The organism is Sphingomonas aerolata (genome assembly GCF_023935825.1).
Classification (GTDB): Bacteria; Pseudomonadota; Alphaproteobacteria; order Sphingomonadales; family Sphingomonadaceae; genus Sphingomonas; species Sphingomonas aerolata.
In genome coordinates, this window is record NZ_CP098762.1 from 3,674,313 (window position 1) to 3,693,958 (window position 19,646).

The 19,646-nt window shown below is 64.8% G+C and carries 18 protein-coding genes and 2 pseudogenes; 5 read left to right on the forward strand and 15 right to left on the reverse strand.

Translation table 11 applies throughout. The annotated features are described in order from the left end of the window. Window positions 1-46: 46 nt before the first annotated feature. The 3 genes from NEF64_RS16810 to NEF64_RS16820 form a co-directional block, all read right to left on the reverse strand. Window positions 47-628, reverse strand: coding sequence for a hypothetical protein (locus tag NEF64_RS16810; RefSeq protein ID WP_156360467.1), 582 nt, complete (start codon window positions 626-628; stop codon window positions 47-49). 12 nt (window positions 629-640) lie between these two features. Continuing rightward, the gene (locus NEF64_RS16815; RefSeq protein ID WP_056408995.1) at window positions 641-1,063 is read right to left on the reverse strand and encodes a hypothetical protein; all 423 of its coding nucleotides are present in this window, start codon (window positions 1,061-1,063) and stop codon (window positions 641-643) included. Between the two features lie 179 nt (window positions 1,064-1,242). Further along, window positions 1,243-1,701, reverse strand: coding sequence for a hypothetical protein (locus NEF64_RS16820; RefSeq protein WP_056408993.1), 459 nt, complete (start codon window positions 1,699-1,701; stop codon window positions 1,243-1,245). A 191-nt stretch (window positions 1,702-1,892) separates the two neighbouring features. Here NEF64_RS16820 and NEF64_RS16825 point away from each other — a divergent pair, with 191 nt between their 5' ends. After that, window positions 1,893-2,264, forward strand: a complete 372-nt coding sequence (locus NEF64_RS16825) for a hypothetical protein (RefSeq protein WP_252574175.1) — start codon at window positions 1,893-1,895, stop codon at window positions 2,262-2,264. Window positions 2,265-2,346: 82 nt separating this feature from the next. On the opposite strand, the gene NEF64_RS16830 is transcribed toward NEF64_RS16825, so the two are convergent. The 8 genes from NEF64_RS16830 to NEF64_RS16865 form a co-directional block, all read right to left on the reverse strand. Beyond that, window positions 2,347-4,221, reverse strand: a complete 1,875-nt coding sequence (locus NEF64_RS16830; RefSeq protein WP_235516504.1) for a putative bifunctional diguanylate cyclase/phosphodiesterase — start codon at window positions 4,219-4,221, stop codon at window positions 2,347-2,349. A gap of 556 nt (window positions 4,222-4,777) precedes the next feature. Next, window positions 4,778-5,464 carry a response regulator transcription factor gene (locus tag NEF64_RS16835; RefSeq protein WP_056408988.1) on the reverse strand — a complete coding sequence of 229 codons (687 nt, stop codon included), beginning with the start codon at window positions 5,462-5,464 and terminating at the stop codon, window positions 4,778-4,780. Beyond that, complete coding sequence (locus NEF64_RS16840; RefSeq protein WP_056408985.1) at window positions 5,465-8,140, reverse strand: sensor histidine kinase; 2,676 nt, start codon at window positions 8,138-8,140, stop codon at window positions 5,465-5,467. Further along, window positions 8,140-8,730: a potassium-transporting ATPase subunit KdpC gene (gene kdpC, locus NEF64_RS16845; protein ID WP_056408983.1), complete on the reverse strand. Its 591-nt coding sequence runs from the start codon at window positions 8,728-8,730 to the stop codon at window positions 8,140-8,142. The genes NEF64_RS16840 and kdpC overlap by 1 nt, the downstream gene beginning before the upstream one ends. A gap of 12 nt (window positions 8,731-8,742) precedes the next feature. Continuing rightward, window positions 8,743-10,779 carry a potassium-transporting ATPase subunit KdpB gene (gene kdpB, locus NEF64_RS16850; RefSeq protein ID WP_252574177.1) on the reverse strand — a complete coding sequence of 679 codons (2,037 nt, stop codon included), beginning with the start codon at window positions 10,777-10,779 and terminating at the stop codon, window positions 8,743-8,745. Between the two features lie 12 nt (window positions 10,780-10,791). Further along, window positions 10,792-12,495, reverse strand: a complete 1,704-nt coding sequence (kdpA, locus tag NEF64_RS16855; RefSeq protein ID WP_056408979.1) for a potassium-transporting ATPase subunit KdpA — start codon at window positions 12,493-12,495, stop codon at window positions 10,792-10,794. A gap of 14 nt (window positions 12,496-12,509) precedes the next feature. Further along, on the reverse strand, window positions 12,510-12,599 hold the full coding sequence (gene kdpF, locus NEF64_RS16860; RefSeq protein WP_022685962.1) for a K(+)-transporting ATPase subunit F: 90 nt from the start codon (window positions 12,597-12,599) through the stop codon (window positions 12,510-12,512). 106 nt (window positions 12,600-12,705) lie between these two features. Continuing rightward, a complete protein-coding gene (locus NEF64_RS16865; protein WP_031395975.1) occupies window positions 12,706-13,584 on the reverse strand; it encodes a TorF family putative porin in 879 nt (292 codons plus the stop codon). A gap of 296 nt (window positions 13,585-13,880) precedes the next feature. On the opposite strand from NEF64_RS16865, the gene NEF64_RS16870 reads away from it, so the two are divergent. After that, window positions 13,881-14,360, forward strand: a complete 480-nt coding sequence (locus tag NEF64_RS16870) for an SRPBCC domain-containing protein (protein WP_031395974.1) — start codon at window positions 13,881-13,883, stop codon at window positions 14,358-14,360. 390 nt (window positions 14,361-14,750) lie between these two features. Here NEF64_RS16870 and NEF64_RS16875 read toward each other — a convergent pair whose 3' ends face one another. The 3 genes from NEF64_RS16875 to NEF64_RS16885 are packed head-to-tail and all read right to left on the reverse strand — an operon-like array spanning window position 14,751 to window position 15,750. Continuing rightward, window positions 14,751-15,227 carry a hypothetical protein gene (locus NEF64_RS16875; RefSeq protein WP_031395973.1) on the reverse strand — a complete coding sequence of 159 codons (477 nt, stop codon included), beginning with the start codon at window positions 15,225-15,227 and terminating at the stop codon, window positions 14,751-14,753. A gap of 32 nt (window positions 15,228-15,259) precedes the next feature. Continuing rightward, window positions 15,260-15,514, reverse strand: coding sequence for a helix-turn-helix domain-containing protein (locus NEF64_RS16880; protein WP_051916617.1), 255 nt, complete (start codon window positions 15,512-15,514; stop codon window positions 15,260-15,262). Next, window positions 15,514-15,750, reverse strand: coding sequence for a YozE family protein (locus NEF64_RS16885; protein WP_031395971.1), 237 nt, complete (start codon window positions 15,748-15,750; stop codon window positions 15,514-15,516). The genes NEF64_RS16880 and NEF64_RS16885 overlap by 1 nt, the downstream gene beginning before the upstream one ends. A gap of 250 nt (window positions 15,751-16,000) precedes the next feature. On the opposite strand from NEF64_RS16885, the pseudogene NEF64_RS16890 reads away from it, so the two are divergent. Next, window positions 16,001-16,432: pseudogene (locus NEF64_RS16890) on the forward strand (FIST N-terminal domain-containing protein); the annotation flags it as partial. Here NEF64_RS16890 and NEF64_RS19385 read toward each other — a convergent pair. Beyond that, window positions 16,421-16,654: pseudogene (locus NEF64_RS19385) on the reverse strand (DUF7665 family protein); the annotation flags it as partial. The pseudogenes NEF64_RS16890 and NEF64_RS19385 overlap by 12 nt on opposite strands. Window positions 16,655-16,865: 211 nt before the next feature. On the opposite strand from NEF64_RS19385, the gene NEF64_RS16895 reads away from it, so the two are divergent. Further along, a complete protein-coding gene (locus NEF64_RS16895) occupies window positions 16,866-17,810 on the forward strand; it encodes an HAD-IC family P-type ATPase (protein ID WP_252574181.1) in 945 nt (314 codons plus the stop codon). Window positions 17,811-18,335: 525 nt separating this feature from the next. Continuing rightward, window positions 18,336-19,274: a hypothetical protein gene (locus NEF64_RS16900; protein ID WP_252574183.1), complete on the forward strand. Its 939-nt coding sequence runs from the start codon at window positions 18,336-18,338 to the stop codon at window positions 19,272-19,274. Window positions 19,275-19,646 lie beyond the last annotated feature (372 nt).

The window sequence follows — 19,646 nt, forward strand, 5'->3', positions numbered from 1 at the left end:
CGCAATCATGGTCAGGCGGGCGGCGTACCGCCCGCCTGACCGATCGTCACTTGGGGGCGGACGGCGCGGCGGGCGCGACCGTGGTGGCGACAGGCGTCGCTGCGATCGGCGCACCCGGCGAAGCCACCGTCGCGGCCGGGGATTTCATCGTCTGGCGGATGAACACGGTCTGGTTGATCTGTTCGAACGCCGTCTGATAGACCGACACGTCGTAGATCGGCTCTTCGTCCTGCGCCCCCGAGCCATAGACGGTCGATTTGACTTTCCCCATGACGAAGCTCAGCCGCACATGCGTCGTCGACGGGCTGGTCTGCTCGATAAAGGCCGAGACGATCGGCGTCTTCTTCGATTTACCGAAACCGGTCCACAGGCTGTACGACATCTTGCCCTTGGTCGAGGCGATACCGGTGATCAGCCCGGTGTCCTTGTCGGCGGCCTGGATACGATAGCCCGAATCCTGCAGCACCGACATGACGGCGCCGAACACCTGATCCTTGCTCGCCTCGATATCCCGACCCTGCAGCTGCTGCAGTTCGAGCGACGACATGACGACCGGCTTTTTTGCAAGGACGACAGACGCGTCGAGGCATGCACCCGCCATGGCGAGCGCTACAAAAAGCTTCTTCATTGATATTCCCCCTTAGAACGAACTGCTGCGGCTTTGGAAATCGCTGACGACCTTGTTCGCGTTGAACTTGATCACGAGTGTCATGGCGCGCGACGACTGGCTCGACCGCGACTTCTTGTTGCTGAACCCCAGACCGCCCAGCCCCGCGGCGCCGCCGCCACCACCGCCGCCGAACAGGCCAATCGAAAACCCCGATGTCTTGTCGTAAGACACCGTGGCATGGCGGTCATAGACCCACATTTCCTGTCCGGAACCATCGATAGTGGTAATGTTCGGCCCGCCAAACGCCTCGATGATCTGTGCCTGCGTCGTGGTGCCGACCTTCAGGTTCATCTGCACCATGCCGTGCGTCAGCGTGTTCGGATCATCCTTCGCCAAAGCCCCTGCTGGAACCGTCGCCGCAAATGCCGCAGCCAGAATGATTGCTCGAATCATAGATCCCCCCGTAATATCCCGCGCTTATCACTGTTGTTTGTGCGCGAGAAGGTGGAGCCGGAGGCAATAGATCGATATCTGATGTATTGTGACGAAGCGAAGTATTAGAATAGCCAGATCTAGTCGGAGATCGTGCCGTCAGCGAAGGCGCGGCGGCCGCCGCTGACGGCGATCCGGCGTCAGGCGTGCGCCGGCCTGGCGTGAACGATCGCGGTCGCCGCGGACATCAGGATCGCGTCCTCGACGAACCCGGTGCTCGTCTGCCCCCAGCGTTCCATCGCCCATTTGCGGGCGGCGAGGCCACCATAGGATGACAGGATCGCCGCGCCGATCCCGACCGCTGCGCCCGTCAGCTGACGCTTTGGCGGGGCGAGCGCCGCGCCGGCAAAGCCGCCCGTGATCGTGCGCGCGAGCAGACCGAGGAACACGGTACGATCGGGCGCGGTCTTCATCTTGTCGCCCGCCATCTCGGCCGCCGCCATCGCCACGCCCCCGGCGCTGATCAGCGGCACCGCCATCAGACGCGCTCCAGCGGTATCCTCAGGGAGCGTGCCGCGCTGTGCGGCGCCGGCCAGTGCAGCAAGCGGCGTCATCGCACGCTGGCCGGCCACCAGGCCTATCAGAAGGGAACGAAGCATAAGGGATCCTGTCGGTTGGAGCGATCGTCTGATCGGCTCCGTCAACGGATGACACCGTCAATGCGCTCCATACCAGCGCGCCGCTCGATCCCGCACCGACCCGGGTATCACCCCGATACGCAGAGCGGCGCCCGCAAACGCGCTTGAACGTCCCCGATTTGCGCATATGCCGGAATGTATTGGAGCGAACGATGAATGATCCGGCGAATACCAAAAGCGCGGCGTGCGACGGGACCCTAGTCAAAATCTGGCTCGAGCGGCGGCTTGCCGCGGCGAAGCTCGACCAGGCAATGGCGGACCGGCGCGGCTACGAGGCGCAGGACGATTATGACAAGGCGGCTGCCGAGGAATGGGCCTGCCGGGCGCTGCAGTTGCCGGACTGCACCGAGGATCAGGCCGGTTTTGCAAAACGGCTCAAGGACCTGATCGCCCAGGACGACTATTCCGCGACCGGTATCTATGACGATATTCGGTTCCAGCGCCATGTCCGCGGCCAGCTGCGCAAGATTGCCAAGATGGCCAAGACGAATGAAGGGTTCGGAAAGACGCTCCGTTACCAGTAAAGCCGGGCTGCGAGCGCAGCGCAGCGCAGCGCAGCGCAGCGCCCGAATCTCGCGGTACCGCCGGCCTAGGCCGGCCGCATCCTCACGAGGCCCGTGCCATCCCGCCACTGCCGACACGCCGCGCCTCGCGCTGCCCGTGCATCGCCAGAAGCGCGGTCGTCGCATCCCGGTCGACGGCGGGGGAGAATACGAATCCCTGGCCGAGCACGCAGCCGATCGCGCGAAGCTGCGCGATCTGCTGATCCGACTCGATCCCCTCCGCGACGATCCGGATGCCCATTTTCTTGGCGACGCGGATCAGCCCTTCGACGATCGTCGCGCTGACACTGTCGGGTTCGAGATGATCGACGAACGTCTTGTCGATCTTGATCACGTCGACGGGCACCGTGAGAAGATGCGTGAGCGACGCGAAACCGGTGCCGAAATCGTCGAGCGCCACCCGGATGCCATGGTCGCGCAGCGCGCGGATCGCCTCTTGGATCGCCTGGTCGCCTCGGCCCATATACACGGTTTCGGTGACCTCCAGGATGACATGCTCTAGCGAGACGTCATGGCGTTCGAACGCCGATGCGAGCACGCGCGCAATCGCCCCGCCGCTCAAATCCTCCGACGAGACGTTGATCCCGACATGCTGGACCGCGAGACCCAGATCGAGCCAGGTCCGGATGTCGGCGGCGACAAGCCCCATCATCCGCTCGGTCAGCGCGGTCGAAACCCGCGCATCGCTGGTGGCTTCGTGGAACGCGGCGGCGGAAATGATCCGGTCGTCAATGCGCATCCGGCACAGCGCTTCCAGACCGACGATCTCACGCGTGTCGAGCCGGAAGATTGGCTGGTAATAGGCCTCGATCCGTCCGTCACAGAGTGCTGCGCTGACATCGCGGATCGCGTGCAGGCGCCGCGTCATGCTCGAACCCAGCGCGGCCGAATACATCACGAAGCTGCCGCGCGCGGTATCCTTTGCATGGTACAGCGCGAAATCGGCGTTCTGGCGCACTGGGGCGGTCACGGGATCGCCCGCGATATAGACCGCGCCACCGATGGTCGCGCGCGGCACGACGATCTGGCCGCCGCAATCGGCGGGTCGGCCCAGCGCATCGAGGATCCGCTGCGCGATCGCATCGGGTTCGGCCAGGTCGTCCGCCGACTCCAGGATCAGCGCGAATTCGTCGCCCCCCACCCGAAAGGTCCGCCCGGGCTCTCCCGCCGCCGCGATCCGCTGACCGACGATCCGCAGGACAGCATCGCCGGCCGGATGCCCGAACGTGTCGTTGATCACCTTCAGATTGTCGAGATCGAGCACGAACAGCGCCCAGCGCTCGACCGCCCGTTCCCGGATATCGGCCAATGCCGCATTGAAGGCGGCCCGGTTGGGCAGCTCGGTCAGCGTGTCGGTAAAGGCGCGCCGCTCATGTTCGACGACGCGATTATGGCGGTCGATGGCGATCAGGCAGAGATGCACGCAATGCTCGACGAGCACGCGTTCGAACGCCGTCGGCCCCCGCGCTTCGCGGTAGTAGAAAGCAAAGGTCGCCACGATAACGCCGTCCGGATTCGATATCGGACTCGACCAGCAGCCGCGCAGACCGAGCGGCGCCACCAGATGCTTGAAATCGGCCCAGCGCGGATCGGTCGCGATATCCGCGACGCTGACGTCGGTGCCAAGATACGCGGCGGTGCCGCACGACCCCGCCAGCGGCCCGATCGCGGCGCCATCGATCGCCTGCGAATACGACTCCGGAAGACTGGGGCCGGCCAGCGGATGCATCCTGCCCGCGCGGTCGACCGTCAGGACCGAACAGATCACGCCGGGCACCAGCTGCTCGACCTGCTCGCATAACGACCGGCAGGTCACGTCCAGACTCTCGCCCCGTGCAATCCTCTTGAGTATCGCGTTCTGGAGTTGCAGCACCACACGCTGGGTATCATCACCGACTGGATAGGATAGATCGGTCATGGAGAAATCATAAGCCATTGATGCATCTGAGAACAATTTCTATTTACTTTTCATGAACATCCCAAACGGCTATAGTTCAGCCCGATTTGGCATGTATCCATTCGTCAACGGACGCGCACCCAGAACTGTATTGCACGAGCCTTCCGGAGTCCGACCGACACGCACGGACTTCACCGCCGATTAAGGGTCCTTAGCCAAAGAACATATAGCGAACAATAGGTCTTGTCGCGATCTGGTCCCGCGCCTAGGACGCCGCATGGCTGGCACTCGCCGGCGGCGGAACACACGCGGGCGATGCTGCGCGAGGGGCTTGACGATGACGGACGCAGATCGGTGCTATTTCGAACGGCGAGCTGAGCAGGAAATTGCAATGGCCGCCGCCACCGAAGATCCAAGCGCCTGCGCCCGCCATTACGAACTCGCGAACCTGTATCTGTCGCTCATTTCGGAAACGCCCGTCAGCACGGCCGCCTGACGAGGACATCGGCATCGGTCAGGCATCCAAGTCGCGGTGCCCGTCGATGCTATGTCAATCGAGATATCCGCAAGGACCTCGCTACGCATCGGCACGCAAGCGGTAGCCGACGCCCAGTTCGTTGGCGATCACGCTGCCGACTGGTCCCGGATGCTCCAGCTTCTGCCGCAGGTTGCGGATGACGATGCGGAGATATTCGACGCGCGGATCCTCCTCGCCGCCCCAGGCCGCGGCGAGCACGCGCTGATGCGTCACGACGCGGCCGATGTGCCGGGCAAGCACCGCGAGCACGTCATGCTCCTTGCGGGTGAGATGCAGTTCCTCAGTCCCCCGGAACACGACCCGACGATCGAGATCGATACTAACGTCACCGGTGCGCACGATCTTGGGCGTGCTTTCAGACAGTCCATGATGACGCAGCGCCACCCGCAGGCGGGCGAGCAGTTCCTCGCTGTCGAACGGTTTGGTGATGAAATCATCCGCCCCCAGGTCGAGCGCGGTAACCTTCTCGTCGACCGCATCGCGCGCCGACACGACCAGAATCACCGCATCGCCATGCGTCCGCAGCAGCGGGATTAGGCTCAACCCATCGCGGTCGGGCAGGCCGAGGTCGAGCAGGACCGCGCTCGGATGCTCGACCGCCGCCTGCTGCAGCGCCTGCCGCCCGTCCTCGGCCTCGACCACGGCATAGCCCGCGCGGGTGAGCGTGTTGCGCAGCAGGCGGCGGATCGCGGCTTCGTCGTCCACCACGAGAATCTTTGCGGGCATTCAGGCGATGCTTTCGGGTTTGAGATCGCGGACGATGAGCGCGCGGGGGAAGATCAGTGCGAAGGCGGCTCCGCTACCATCGTCGCGGTTCCCGGCCTCGACCATCATGTCCATCGCCTCCGCGAACGCCTTGACGATCGCGAGGCCGAGACCCGTTCCGCCCACCGCGCGATCGGACCCTTCGAGACGGCGGAACGTCTCGAACACTTCGGTTTCCTTGCCCGGCGGCAGGCCGGGTCCGTGATCCATCACGGCCAATCGAAGCTCGCCGAACCGGTGCCGCCCCTCGATCACGATCTCGGTCCCGGGATCGCCGTAGCGGCCGGCATTGTCGAGCAGGTTGAGCAGGCAATGATGGAGCAGCTGAGGGTCGGTGTAGACCAGTGGAAGATCGGGCGGGACGTCGAGCCGGACCGCATGGCCCTCCAGCGCGCGCCGCGCGTCATGGGCCGCGCCGGTCACCGCATCGCTGAGGTCGGTCGGTTCCACGTTGAGCTTCAGCGCGCCCGCCTCGACCCGTGCCATGTCGAGCAGGTTGGCGACGAAACGATTGAGCCGCGCGGCCTCGGCCTTGATCGTCGCGATCAGGTCGGGCGTCGCGCCATGCTCGAGCTGGTCCGCCGCGGCAATGACCGCGGTCAGCGGGGTGCGCAGGTCATGGCTCACCGAGGACAGCAGCGCCGCGCGCAGGCGGTCGCGCGTCCGCACGGTCTCGACATCGCGCATCTCGACCTCGAGCCGCAACCGCTCGAGCACCAACGCGGACTGGTCGAGCAGGCTGCTGAGCAGCGGCAGCTGGTCGGCGCGGACCGGGTCGGCTGCGCTGTCCTTCGCCACGCCGAGCACGCCGAGTACATGGCCCCCGGCCTTCAGCGGCTGAAACAGCCACTCCGATGCCGCGAGCGTTCCCGAGCCCTTCCCCGCCGCCATCCCCGTGTCGAGTGCCCAGGTCGCCGCGGCGGTATCCATCGTGCCGAGATGATAGCCGGCATCGCTGGCGGCGAGGATCTCCAGGTTCTTGCCGATCCCGGGCACCAGCAGGACCACCTGTACGTCGAGCAATCCGCGGACGTCGTCGCAGATCATCTGCGCCGCGACGTCGATGTCGTTGACGCTCGTGATCTGGCGCAGGAAACCGGCGAGCGTCGCGTTGGTCCGCGCACTCGCCGCGGCCAGATCCGCCTGCGCCCGGACACGTGAGGTCAGTTGGCTCGTCACGACCGCGATGGCGAGCAGGACGACGACAGAGACCAGATTTTCGGGATTGCTGATGCTCAGCGTACCGACCGGCGGCAGGAAGAAGAAATTGTAGGCAAGGCTGGAGGCGATCCCCGCGTACAGCCCGGTCCGCAGGCCATAGAGGCTGGCGGCGGCCATGACCGGCAACAGGTACAACAGCGCGACGTTGCCGAGATCGAGGATGTGAAACAGGGCACTGGCGACCGCGGTGACGCTCGCGACGAGTGCGGTCGTAACCACATAGCCGGCGGGCGTACCCCACCGCGCCGGCCGGCGGCGACCACGGTCCCGACCGCGCGGGTCTGCAGCCACGGGCAACACATGGACGGTGACGCCCGGGGTATCGCGGATCACCCGGTCGACGACCGAACCGTGCAGGAACTCGAACCACCGCGACCGGTGCGACTTTCCCATGACCAGCTGCGTCGCGCGCGCATCGGCGAGAAAGCCCTGAATACCCGCCACAACATCGGTCGCGGGCACCGTCGCGACGGCTGCACCGAGCTGCGTCGCCAGCGTCATCGCCGCGGCAACGCGCTGATGTTCGGCGTCGGAGAAATTCGCGACGCGCGGGGTTTCGATGAAGAGCGCGGTCCAGGGGCCACGCAGACCGTCGGCCACGCGCTTGGCGGCGCGCACCAGCGTGTCGGCACCGGGCAATTCGTTGATCGCGACGACGATCCGGTCGCTGCCCGCCCAGGTGCCGCCGAGACCCAGTGCACGAACGTCGTCGAGCATCCGCGCGTCGACCGCCTGTGCCGCGCGGCGGAGCGCCAGTTCGCGCAGCGCTGACAGGTTTGATTTCGAGAAGAAGTGCGACAGCGCCCGCGTCGCTTCGTGCGGCAGATAGACCTTGCCGGCGCGCAGTCGCTCGATCAGCTCGTCGGGCGGGATGTCGACGACCTCGATCTCGGCCATTTCCAGCACGCTGTCGGGCACCGTCTCGCGCACCCGGACGCGGGTGAAACTGGCGACGATGTCGTTCAGGCTCTCGACGTGCTGGATGTTGACGGTCGAATAGACGTCGATTCCGGCGACCAGCAGTTCCTCGACGTCCTGATAGCGTTTGGGATGGCGACTGCCCGGCGCATTGGTGTGTGCGAGCTCGTCGACGAGGACGAGGCGCGGCGCGCGCGCGAGGATCGCATCCAGATCCATCTCCTGGAGCGTGCGACCTTCATAGGCGACCGCCCGCCTCGGAATGATCTCGTGCCCGCGGGTCAGCGCCTGGGTTTCCGCCCGGCCATGCGTTTCCACCACGCCGACGACGACGTCGACGCCGTCGCGGCGGCGCGCCGCGCCCTCGGACAACATCTCGAACGTCTTGCCGACTCCAGGCGCGGCGCCGAGGAACACCTTGAAACGCCCCCTGCCCTCCTGCGCGGCGGCGCGCAGGAGGGCGTCGGGATCAGGTCTGCCGTCGCCCGATACCGGCATCAGCGCGCGGGCGCGCCCGAGGCCGACAGAGCGTCGAGCGCGCGGTTGAGCACTAGCACGTTGACGTGCGGCTCGCCGAGGATGGACGCATCCGTCGCATCCGTGACCAACGCGCGAACCCGCTCGACCGACACGCCGCGAACGCGCGCGATGCGCGGTGCCTGCGCCAGCGCGGCGGCGGGCGACAGGTCGGGGTCGAGGCCCGAACCACTGGCGGTGACCAGATCGGCAGGCACCGGACCAGCCACACCCTCGGCACGGCGTTTCGCGACGTCGGGCGTCACGCGATCGACCAGCGCATGGCTAGCCGGTCCAAGATTCGACCCCGACGACGCCAGACCGTCATAGCCCTTGCCCGCCGCCGATGGCCGCGTCTGGAAATAGCGATCGGTCGTGAACGCCTGCCCCACCACGGTCGAGCCAATGACGGTCCCGCGCGCATCGCGCATCAGGCTGCCGTTCGCCTGAGAGGGGAAGATCGCCTGGCCGATTCCGGTCATGGCGAACGGGTAGACGAGCCCGAGAAGGACCGCGAACAGGATCGTCATGACGATCGCCGGCCGCAGCGCGGAGGTGAAATCCTTGCCCATGGCTGTCTTTCCTTATGCGAGACCGAGGCCACCGACCACAAGGTCGATGAGCTTGATGCCGATGAACGGTGCGACCAGGCCACCAAGGCCATACACCGCGAGGTTGCGTGCGAGCAGCGGTCCGGCTGCCATCGGCCTGTAGGCGACGCCGCGCAGCGCCAGCGGGACGAGGCAGGGGATGATGACCGCGTTGAAGATGATCGCCGACAGGATCGCGCTTTCAGGACTCCCCAGCCGCATCACGTTCAGCACGCCGAGCCCCGGATAAAGCACGACGAACATCGCCGGGATGATCGCGAAATATTTCGCGACGTCGTTGGCGACCGAGAAGGTCGTCAGCGCCCCGCGCGTCATCAGCAGCTGCTTGCCGAGGCCGACGACCTCGATCAGCTTGGTCGGATCGCTGTCGAGATCGACCATGTTGCCCGCCTCGCGCGCGGCCTGCGTGCCGGTGTTCATCGCGACACCGACATCGGCCTGCGCGAGCGCGGGCGCGTCGTTGGTGCCGTCGCCGCACATCGCGACCAGCCGGCCGCCGGTCTGTTCCTTGCGGATCAGTTCCAGCTTGTCCTCGGGCGTCGCCTGGGCGAGGAAATCGTCGACGCCCGCTTCGGCAGCGATCGCCGCCGCGGTGAGCGGATTGTCGCCGGTGATCATCACCGTGCGGATTCCCATCGCACGCAGCTCGCCGAACCGTTCGCGGATGCCGGCCTTGACCACGTCCTTGAGGAAGATCGCGCCGAGCAGACGCCCGTCCTGCGCGACCGCCAGCGGTGTCCCGCCCGCGCGGGCGATCTCGTCGGTGATCCGGCGCAGTTCGGTCGCCGCGGCGGTTTCGCCCGATCCGGCATTGGCGCGCAGGATCGAATCCACCGCGCCCTTCTGGATCAAGGTGTCGGCCATCTTCACCCCCGAAATGCGGGTCTGCGCGGTGAACGGGATGATCTCGGCCCCGGTAGGGAGCGTGGTAGTCGCGACGTTGAACGTCTGGCGCGCGAGCAGCACGATCGAGCGGCCTTCCGGCGTCTCGTCGGCAAGACTGGCGATCAACGCGGCTTCGGCCAATTGCTGGGCGCTGGTGCCGGAGACCGCGCGGAACTCGCTCGCCTGCCGGTCGCCGATCGTGATCGTGCCGGTCTTGTCGAGCAACAGGACGTCGATGTCGCCTGCCGCCTCGACCGCGCGTCCCGACTTGGCGAGCACGTTGAAGCGCACCAGCCGGTCCATGCCCGCGATCCCGATCGCCGACAGCAACGCCGCGATCGTCGTCGGGATCAGCGTGATCAGCAACGCTGCCAGCATCGCCACCGGGATCGACCCGCCGGCATAGGACGCGAAGCCCGGGACGGTGCCGACCGCGATCAGGAAGATGACCGTCAGCCCGACGAGCAGCAGCGTCAGCGCGATCTCGTTCGGCGTCTTCTGCCGCTCGGCACCCTCGACCAGCGCGATCATCCGGTCCAGGAAGCCCTTGCCGGGTTCGACCGTCACCTTGACGCGGATCTCGTCCGAGATGACGCGCGTCCCCGCGGTCACCGCCGAGCGGTCGCCGCCCGCCTCGCGGATCACCGGCGCGCTCTCGCCGGTGATCGCCGCCTCATTGACCGAGGCCACGCCCGAAACGACGTCACCGTCGGACGGGATCAGGTCGTTGGTCTCGACCAGCACGATGTCGCCGACCTTGAGCTGGCTGGCGGGCACCGCGTCGAACTCGCGCCCGTCGCCTTTCAACCGTTTGGCGGCCAGTTCCGCCTTGGTCGCGCGCAACGACGCCGCCTGCGCCTTGCCGCGCCCCTCGGCGAGCGCTTCGGCAAAGGTGCCGAACAACACGGTCAGCCACAACCAGATGACGAGCTGGAGCTTGAAGCCGATCGACAGGCTATCTTGCCCGACCACGAGCAGCACGGTCATCAACGCCGCGACCACGGCGGTGACGAACATCACCGGATTGCGGATCAGTTCCTTTGGATTGAGCTTGAGGAACGACGCCTTGATCGCGGGCACGACGAGGTCGGCCGTGAACAGGCTTTTTGTCTGGGTCTTTGCCATGGTGGCCCCCGATCAGGACAATGTGCCGCTGATCATCGCAAGATGATCGGCGATGGGACCGAGCGCGAGGCCCGGCAGGAAGGTGAGACCACCCAGGATCAGGATGATGCCGACCAGCAGCCCCACCCACAGCCCGCCCGTCGTCGGGAACGAGCCCGCGCTTTCGGGCGTGTACTTCTTGGAAGCGAGACTCCCCGCGATGGCGAGCATCGGCACGATGATGAAGAACCGCCCGACCCACATCGCGACGCCCAGCAGCCCGTTGTAATAAGGCGTGTTGGCGGTGAGCCCTGCAAAGGCGGAGCCGTTGTTGGCGACCGCGCTGGTGAAGGCGTAGAGGATCTCGCTGAAGCCATGCGGCCCCTTGTTGAGCGGCCCCGCCAGCCCTTGTTGCAGCACCGACGACAGCGCGGTCAGCCCGAGGATCATCAACGGCAGCACCGCGATCGCCAGCACCGCGAGCTTCACTTCGCGGCTTTCGATCTTCTTGCCGACATATTCGGGTGTGCGCCCGACCATCAGCCCAGCGACGAACACCGCGAGGATCGCGAACAGCAGGAAGCCGTAAATCCCTGCGCCGACGCCGCCGATCACGACCTCGCCAAGCTGCATGTTGAACAGCGGAATCATCCCGCCGAGCGCGGTGAAGCTGTCATGCATGCTGTTGACCGCACCGCACGACGCCGCGGTAGTGACGACCGAGAACAAGGCGGACGCGGCGATCCCGAAGCGGACTTCCTTGCCCTCCATGTTGCCGCCCGCGACGCCGAGGTGGTGCAGCACCGGGTTGCCCGCGGCTTCCTGCCAATAGGTGACGGTGACGCCCGCGAGGAACAGGATCAGCATCGCCGACAGGATCGCCCAGCCCTGGCGCGTGTTGCCGACCGCCTTGCCGAACGTCCAGGTCAGCCCGAAGCCGATCAGGAAGATCGACAGCATCTGGACAAGGTTGGTCAGCGCGGTCGGGTTCTCGAATGGATGCGCCGAGTTCGCGTTGAAGAAGCCGCCACCATTGGTGCCGAGCATCTTGATCGCCTCCTGGCTCGCGACCGGGCCGAGCAGCAGCGACTGTTTCGCGCCCTCTAGCGTCTGCACGTCGACCACGCCCGCCATCGTCTGCGGCACGCCGCTGGCGATCAGGAACAGCGCGTAGACGATCGAGATCGGCAGCAGGACGTAGAGCGTGACACGCGTCATATCCGCCCAGAAATTGCCGATCGCCTTGGATTCACGCCGCGCGAAACCGCGGAACAGCGCGAACGCCAGCGCGATCCCGGTGGCGGCGGACAGGAAATTGTGGATCGTCAACCCCAGCATCTGGCTGAGGTTCGACATCGTCGATTCGCCGCCATAGCTCTGCCAGTTGGTGTTGGTGGTGAAGCTGATCGCCGTGTTGAACGCGAGGTTCGGGCTGAGCCCGGCCAGCCCCTGCGGGTTCCCCGGCAGCACGCCCTGCAAGCGCAGCACCGCATAGGTAAACGCCATCAACGCAACGTTGAAGAACAGCATGTGCAGCGCATACCGCCGCCACCCCTGCTCGGCATGCGGGTCGATGCCCGCGAGCGTATAGAAGCCGCGCTCGACCGGGCCGAGCACGACATGGAGCGGTGTCCGCCGTCCCTCGTACAGCGTAAAAAGCCAGGCGCCGACCGGTTTGGTCAGCGCGAGCAGGATGGCAACGAAGCCGAGGATCAGGATCCAGCCCTGGAATGTCATGGTGTCCGCCTCCTTCAGAAGCGTTCGGGGCGGATCAGGACCGCCACCAGGTAGATGAGAAGGCCAAGCGCGGTCAGCGCCGCGAGCCAGAGGTCGAGCGTCATGCGTGCGTCCTCATGCGTTGTCGCAGAGCCGGGCATAAGCGAGCGTCGCCGCCACCAGCCCGACCATGACGAGGATCCAGATCAGGTCGTCCATCGCCACGTCTCCTCAAAAGGCCGCGGTCAGCGACGCGACGATCGTGCCGCCGGCGATATTGCCGCTGCCGTCCTGCCCCTTGCTGAAACTGGGGCGCAGATAGGTCGCCTCGGCACCCGAAATGTCGGTGTCGATGTACGACACGTTGAAGGTGAGGTTGTGCCAGGTCGCATCCGCGCCGAGCGACCAGTCCCAATATTCGCCGGTCGGCGCGACCGCAGTCGCGTTGGGACCGAGCCCGTCCTGCCCCCAGCTGTGCCCGACATGCGCCTTGGCGGTGATCGGCGTACCGGCCAGCGCAAGCGCGCCGTCGCCCCACAGGTACAGATTGTCGTCCTTGTCGCCCGGACTCGTATAGACGCCCGCCGCGGCATCGGCGCCGGTCGCATACCATTTACCGATCGCCTGCTGCTGGGGCGCATAGGCCGCACCCGCGGTCAGCGTCGCCGGACCGGTCGTCCCGGTCAGCTTCACATAGGGCTCGGCGAAGTCGGTTTTATCGGCGCCGCCCGGATACATGTACCAGGTGAGGCCCACGTCGAGCGTGGCGTTGTTGGCAAGCTTCGCCTTGTAGCCGCCGATCAGATCGAGCTCCATATTGGCACCGCCGAACGTCCCCCAGCCGGCAAGGTTCGATCCCCAGACGCCGGCATAGAGACCGCTTGCGTGCGACACCGTGATGCCGCCCTGGACGGCCATGTGCCGGTCGGACTGCGACACGCCGCGAAACCGATAGTCGGAGGCGATCGCCGCCGAACCGCTGACCGTCAGCGTTGCCGGGGGAGCGGTGTCTGCAGCGGCCTCGGCCTTGTCGCCGGGTGTCGATTGCGCCTGCGCGGTGACGGGAAGAGCGAGGATCGCGACAAGCACTGCCGCATGACGGAACTTCATTGATGCACCCCTTGAACGGCGCTCGTCACACGACGATGCCTTCAGGGATGTGCGATTAGGCGCATCGATCGTAGCAATTCGAGATCGATTCCGGGAAATGGCATATAGCGCGCATATAGCTGGCGCATTTTTACGCTGTGGGCCGATATGCCCGGTGATAAACCGGCGCCAAATTAGTGATGACGCGCGCGGCCTCGCCGCGGGGGCGATGTGGATCGAGGCGCACGGGCAGCTTTGCGAGGGCCGCTTTGCCGCATTGGAGAATGTGATCGGTGACCTGAAGCGGGAGGCAAACGATGGACAGCCAGGGTAGCAATGCGGTCGAGCGCTGCGGCGATCGCGAACTCGTCGTAATGCGGACATTCGATGCACCGCGCAGCACCGTCTATGAGGCGTGGAGCCAGGCCGATCTCTTCCAGCGATGGTGGGTACCGAAGTCCGCCGCCGGCATTTCGCTGGTCTCTTGCGACCTCGACGTCCGCACCGGCGGCACATACCGGCTGGGGTTCAGCGCCGGCGGCTCCGATATCATGACCTTCTACGGCAGCTATATCGAGGTGGTACCGAACGACCGCATCGTCTGGACCAATGACGAAGGCGAAGAGGGCGCGATCACGACTTTGACCTTCGAGGACCGCGATGCACAGACGCTGCTGACGTTTCGCGAATTCTATCCGTCCCGGGAGGCGCTCGACGAGGCACTGCAGGGCTCGGCGGCAGGATTGCCGGAGCAATTGGAACAACTCGGCGAATTGCTCGCCGGCCAGGATCGATAGCGCGGGTCGGGAACCGCCGCTCTGGGAATATATGCTCGCCGGAGTCATGGAGCGTTTGCCAGACCCGCCCGGCTGTCCGCTTCGGCATGGAATCCGTGCCCTGGCCAAAGACGAGAAAAGCGCCCCGCATGTCCGTGTGAAAGATCATGGCGGGGCGCTGAGGGTACTCGTCACTGGAGGCGAGAGCCTCGAGTGCTTGATTAGGATCAACTAGTTGATAATGTGTGAAGCATCCCGCCCGCTCCGTGTGACACCGTCGATGTCGCGGGCGGGATGCCGAGCTCTTACCGTCTTGGAGCAGTAAGCTCTGCGACGAGCGTCTAAAATATGGCCGCGGCGGACAAGCCTCATGTCGTCCGCGAATCCCGGATCGAGACAGACGGCGCCCCGTCACGCGCCCTGCCGTCCTTTTCCAACGGCAGCATCACGATCGCGCGATCGTCCAGCGGCCTTTATCGGGTCGCCGCCGTCGTCTTGTGATGCTTCTGCCATCACCGGGCACAGGCAATCGGCGGGCGGCCGTTCATAGGTCGGCAGGCCGCGCGCCTTGCGCAGGCCGATCAGCATATCGACGCTGAGCGGCATCCCGACCTGCCGGCAGATCGCGCTGAGATAGGTCCGGGCATAGGTCGCCCGCGTGTCCGGCGTCCGCGTGATCGCATTGGGTGCCGCGGTGACCACCCGCCAGAACTGGTCGAACGGCGACCGGTCGCCCTCACCCCAGAAATGCAGCAAGGCCAGCGCCAGCCGCAACCCCGGATTTGGCTTCACCGGGTGCGGACAGCAATCGTCGATCGTCTGGTCGAGCACGCACAGCGCGGTGTAGATCAGCCGCGCACGCGTGGGCGGTTTTGCAGGATCGGACATTGGTCACGCACGGCGCCCGATGCAGCGCCGCGTCACGTGCGTGGAACCCAGATGTCGCGAATCCCGAGCCCGAACTCCCCCGCGCCGAGATACGTGCAGAGCCGCTGGTGGTTGTCGCTGGTCAGGGCCGCCGGACGCCCCTCGCTGATGAAGCGCGCCAGATAGCCGGGCGACCGGTCGATCATGCGCGACAAAGCGGAAAGGCTCTCTCCGCGCTCGTCGGCCAGCTGGCGCAACGCCTGCCGCGGATCTGCCGGCACCAGCGCCAGGCGAAGTCGCGCGCCCATTACTGCACCATCCAGTCCATTTCGGCATCGTCAATCGCTGCGAACGCATCGCCATCCGCCGACATCTCGCGCAGGCGCTTGCGTACGGCTTCCGGGTCGCCGTTCTTCGGAAACTGACGATCGGCGCGTGCTGCATCCGCGACCGGATCGATCCAGTCGCCGCGATCGCGCTGTTTCAGCAGCCACCTGCCGAATGTCTCGCGCGTCGTTTCAACCCCGTCATCGTCCCTGTCCATCGCCTGATCCTCCTGCCGACTCGATGACGGCACGTCTATCCTGTTCCTGTTTCGTTCTCAATGGGCTTGGGCCGTTCATGTGCGATCGGTCAGCTCCGGGCTGGAGGAATCGGCACACTGACTAAGGGGTTTCCCTTAGGTCGCCGGCAACAGGCCGGAAACCAGTCCACCGGCACAAGCAGCGTTCACTGCCATTTCCGGGACGGCGCTCATGTGGTCGAAGCAAATCAACGCGAACAGCGTATCGGCGATGTTTCCAGCGGCGCCCGATCTGGTGATCGTGTTCGGCCCGACCGACCGCCTTGCCGATTGCACGCTCATCGACCGTCTCGCGCACCGCTACGACACCGCGATGATCGTCGGCTGCAGTTCGGGGACGATGGTCGAAGGTGATCGGCTCGACGACGACGGGGTCGTCATCCTCGGCATGGGATTCGACCGGACCGAGCTGCGCCTCGCGGTCCAGCCGCTGCCGTCGTCAGGCCTGTCGTTTTCAGCCGGTGCCGCGCTTGGCAAGGAGCTCGGGGGCGACGGGCTGTCGGGGATATTCGTCCTGTCGAACGGCCTGAACGTCAATGGCAGCGCCCTCGTCGCCGGTCTGCGCACGGTGATTGGCGATCACGTCGCGCTGAGCGGCGGGCTGGCGGGCGATGGCGCGCGATTTGCGGACACGCGGATCCTGGCACGCGGCGAACAGGCGGGCGTTTGGGAGCGCCGCAGGGTAGCCGTCGACCAGGAACCGAAACCCCCACTCGGCGCCATCGCGCGCGGTCACGGCTATGTCCGCCGTGGGCCATGCGATCCGCAGTAGGCGCCAACGTCCTCTCGCCTCGCCGATGGCGAAGTCCGGGCGTTCCACATGCTCGTGGAACGCCCGCTCGTCGGCCGCGACCAGCGCGTCCATCAGCCTTGTACCAGCTTCTTACGGACTAGATCGAAGACGACCTCGCAGCCCCTTTTCGCTAGACTGCCCAGATGGGCGCTCGCCGGAGGCTGCTCGGTCGAGCCGTGCACCTGCAGAACGTGCTCCTCGGCCTCCTCGCGGCCGAGACCATCCCAGCACGGCGCTGACGATCGCGCGCAAGCTCGGACTTGAAGTCCGCGAGGATCAGGTGGTGACAGGCACGCAGATGAGCGGGCTGACACACAAGCTGGCAGAGCTTTCGACGCTCGTGCTGGCGGGGCGTGTGTTCGCGCGGATCGAGCCAGTCCAGAAGCTCGAGATCGTCCAGATCCTGGCCGCCAGCGGCGAGCTGGTCGCGGTGACCGGGGACGGCGTCAACGACGCCCCAGCGCTGCAGGCGGCGCATATTGGCGTCGCGATGGGCATCGCCGGCACCGACGTTGCGCGCGGTGCGGCTGATCTGGTGCTCGCGGACGACAATTTCGCCTCGATCGTGGCGGGCGTCGAGGAAGGTCGGGTGACCTATGCCAACGTCCGGCGGATCGTCATCATCCTGCTGGCGACGGGTATGGCCGAGATCGGTATGTTCCTTGGCGCCGTCGCCTTCGGCCTGCCGATGCCGCTGACCGCGGTCCAGCTTCTGTGGCTGAACCTCGTTACCAACGGCGCGCAGGATGTGATGCTGGGGTTCGGCCGCGGGGAGGGCGACGAGTTGCGGCAACCCCCGCGCGCGCCGGGCGAACCGTTGCTCGATCTCAGCGCGATCGCGCTGATGATCCCGCCCGCCGTGGTAATGACCGGCTTTGCACTTTTCCTCGTCTATACCCTGCGGCGAGACGGGCATCCCCTTTGGGCGGAGGACATCGGTGCTGCACCAGGAGAGCCGGAAACTCTCCCTCCCGCCTACGACGACTTGGCGCGGCGCGGCGTCCTCGACCAGTGCGGCCTGACTCGGCTCGCCGAGGTCGCGGTCGGCGCGCCATTTGTGGGCATGGTCGCCTCGGCGATGCTGGTTTCACAGGCCATGCGCATGGTGGTGGACGGGGTGCGTCCTGTTGTGGTCAACTTGGACCTGCGTTCCGTTCAGCACCGCAGCGCGGTGTTACGCGACGTGTACGACATCGTCCTGTTTGGAACTACGAGAGCTCAGAGCTAGCAACCGCCGCGATCTCTGACGCAATTGTTGACTAGGCCGGAATACGCGCTCGGGTGAACGCCGGCAAAGCGGAAGCCTTTGGTAACGTCTGCAAGACAGGCGTTCTCGCTAAACCAGAGGTTTCTAGTCCTTTCGCTCTGTAAGTCAGCTTACGGGCGCAAGACAACCAGATTGGTTAACCGTCGCCTTTTGATTCTTGGTGTCACAACCGGACGGTTCTGACACCCGGCAAGGACGCGGCAAGCTGAGGTAAAAAGGTCTACCTTTCTACCTGGTGAGAAGAGATAGAGTAGGTGTCACAACCGATTGGTTCCGGCGCCGGCAGGCGCGAGGAGCAGAGGCGAAAAGGTCAGCCTTTCTAGTGAGGTGGGTTACGACGCGGCGCGGCACAATTGTTCAATTGTGACACCGCCTGATCTAAATCTTTGGAGGAGAACGGCCATGGGAGGTCTTAGTTGACCCTTTGATTGCGTTATTTTGGCATCTACGCCAACCTGGTTTGCGTTAGCGGGGGGCCAAGAGCGCATGTTTCCAACACTTCCAGAAGATGTGATCAACGCAGCCCGTGCTGCGTTTGCAGATGCCAACGATCGTGTGTCCCAGCTGCTGGTGCGGCAACCAGCGATGCACGAAGAAGGCTTAGACTTCCATTTGGTCTCAAGGCTGGATGAGCAGGGGGCACAGATTCTTCCGTCGGGAACTGCGCTTGTGATCGAGACCCATTGGCTTGGTGGGCGACGCCATTGGGGCCGCTGGGAAATTTCTGACATAGCCGTCGTGATCGCCGTACGGGTTCATGGCGGATTGATCGCGCGTAAAGTAGCCTTGCTCCAGACCAAGCGGCTCTACTCGAAAGAAATACCAGTCGAGAGCACTGATCGGAGCGATTATGAAATTGGGATCGGTCGTTTAGTAGATCGCACCGACAAGATCGTGCCGCTTTTCAAGCAACGAAAATTTACGTTCACCGAAAAGTGCGTCTACGGCGCAATGTCGTCCGGAAGCGAGCAGGTGGAGCGGATTGATGATTACGTTGATCAGCGGGGTATTCCAGTCTATTACGCGCTCTACAATCCGCCCAAGGTGCCCAGCTCGGGTTTGCATCCAGCATTTGGTGGCATCAAACCACTGGAGGACAATGAGGTAGGTTGTCGCGTGCTTAAAAGGGAAGAGGTTAACGATATTCTGGGTGAACTCCCGGTCGGGGCCACACCCTCATTCGGCGAAATGCAGAACCCCGATCGGAAAACATCCTTTGATCCTTTCGCGGTCCATGGCTGGCGGCTTGAGACCTTTATTGCGGACGAGGTGATGCGGTGTCGAGAAGGCCGCTTGTTCGAGGATACGCAGGACGAAACGCTAGCAAGTCTGCTTTATCGTCGAACGGCGCCTATCGCCGCAGCTATAATTATGACGGTCGACCTATCTGAGGGCGAATTAGCATACGACTATGGAGAGTCTTGATATTTAGTCAGCAGACTTATCGGCGTGACCGACTCTGATCTTCGCCGGTGTCACAACCGGTCGGTTCTGACACCAATCGCTTCGCAGTCGTCAGCGCTTTGCTCAGTGCTTTAGGTGCATTGGCGCGCCGTTTCGGGAAAACTCAATCGGGAACAGGTACTAAATAACGAACCTGCGAGACGGCTTAAGGACCAGACTACCTGCTCATGTGCCGTGAAAGTCTTTTTTTACGACGGGTTGCTGTGACAATGCCCTTGCTGGAACTGGCCTAGGCGCAAGCATGTTGGGTGAGACAGTTCTGCGAGACGCGCAACTCGGGTATTGCTTAGTCTCGCCGGGCTACTACGATGAACTTGCCTGCGTAGCTTTCGA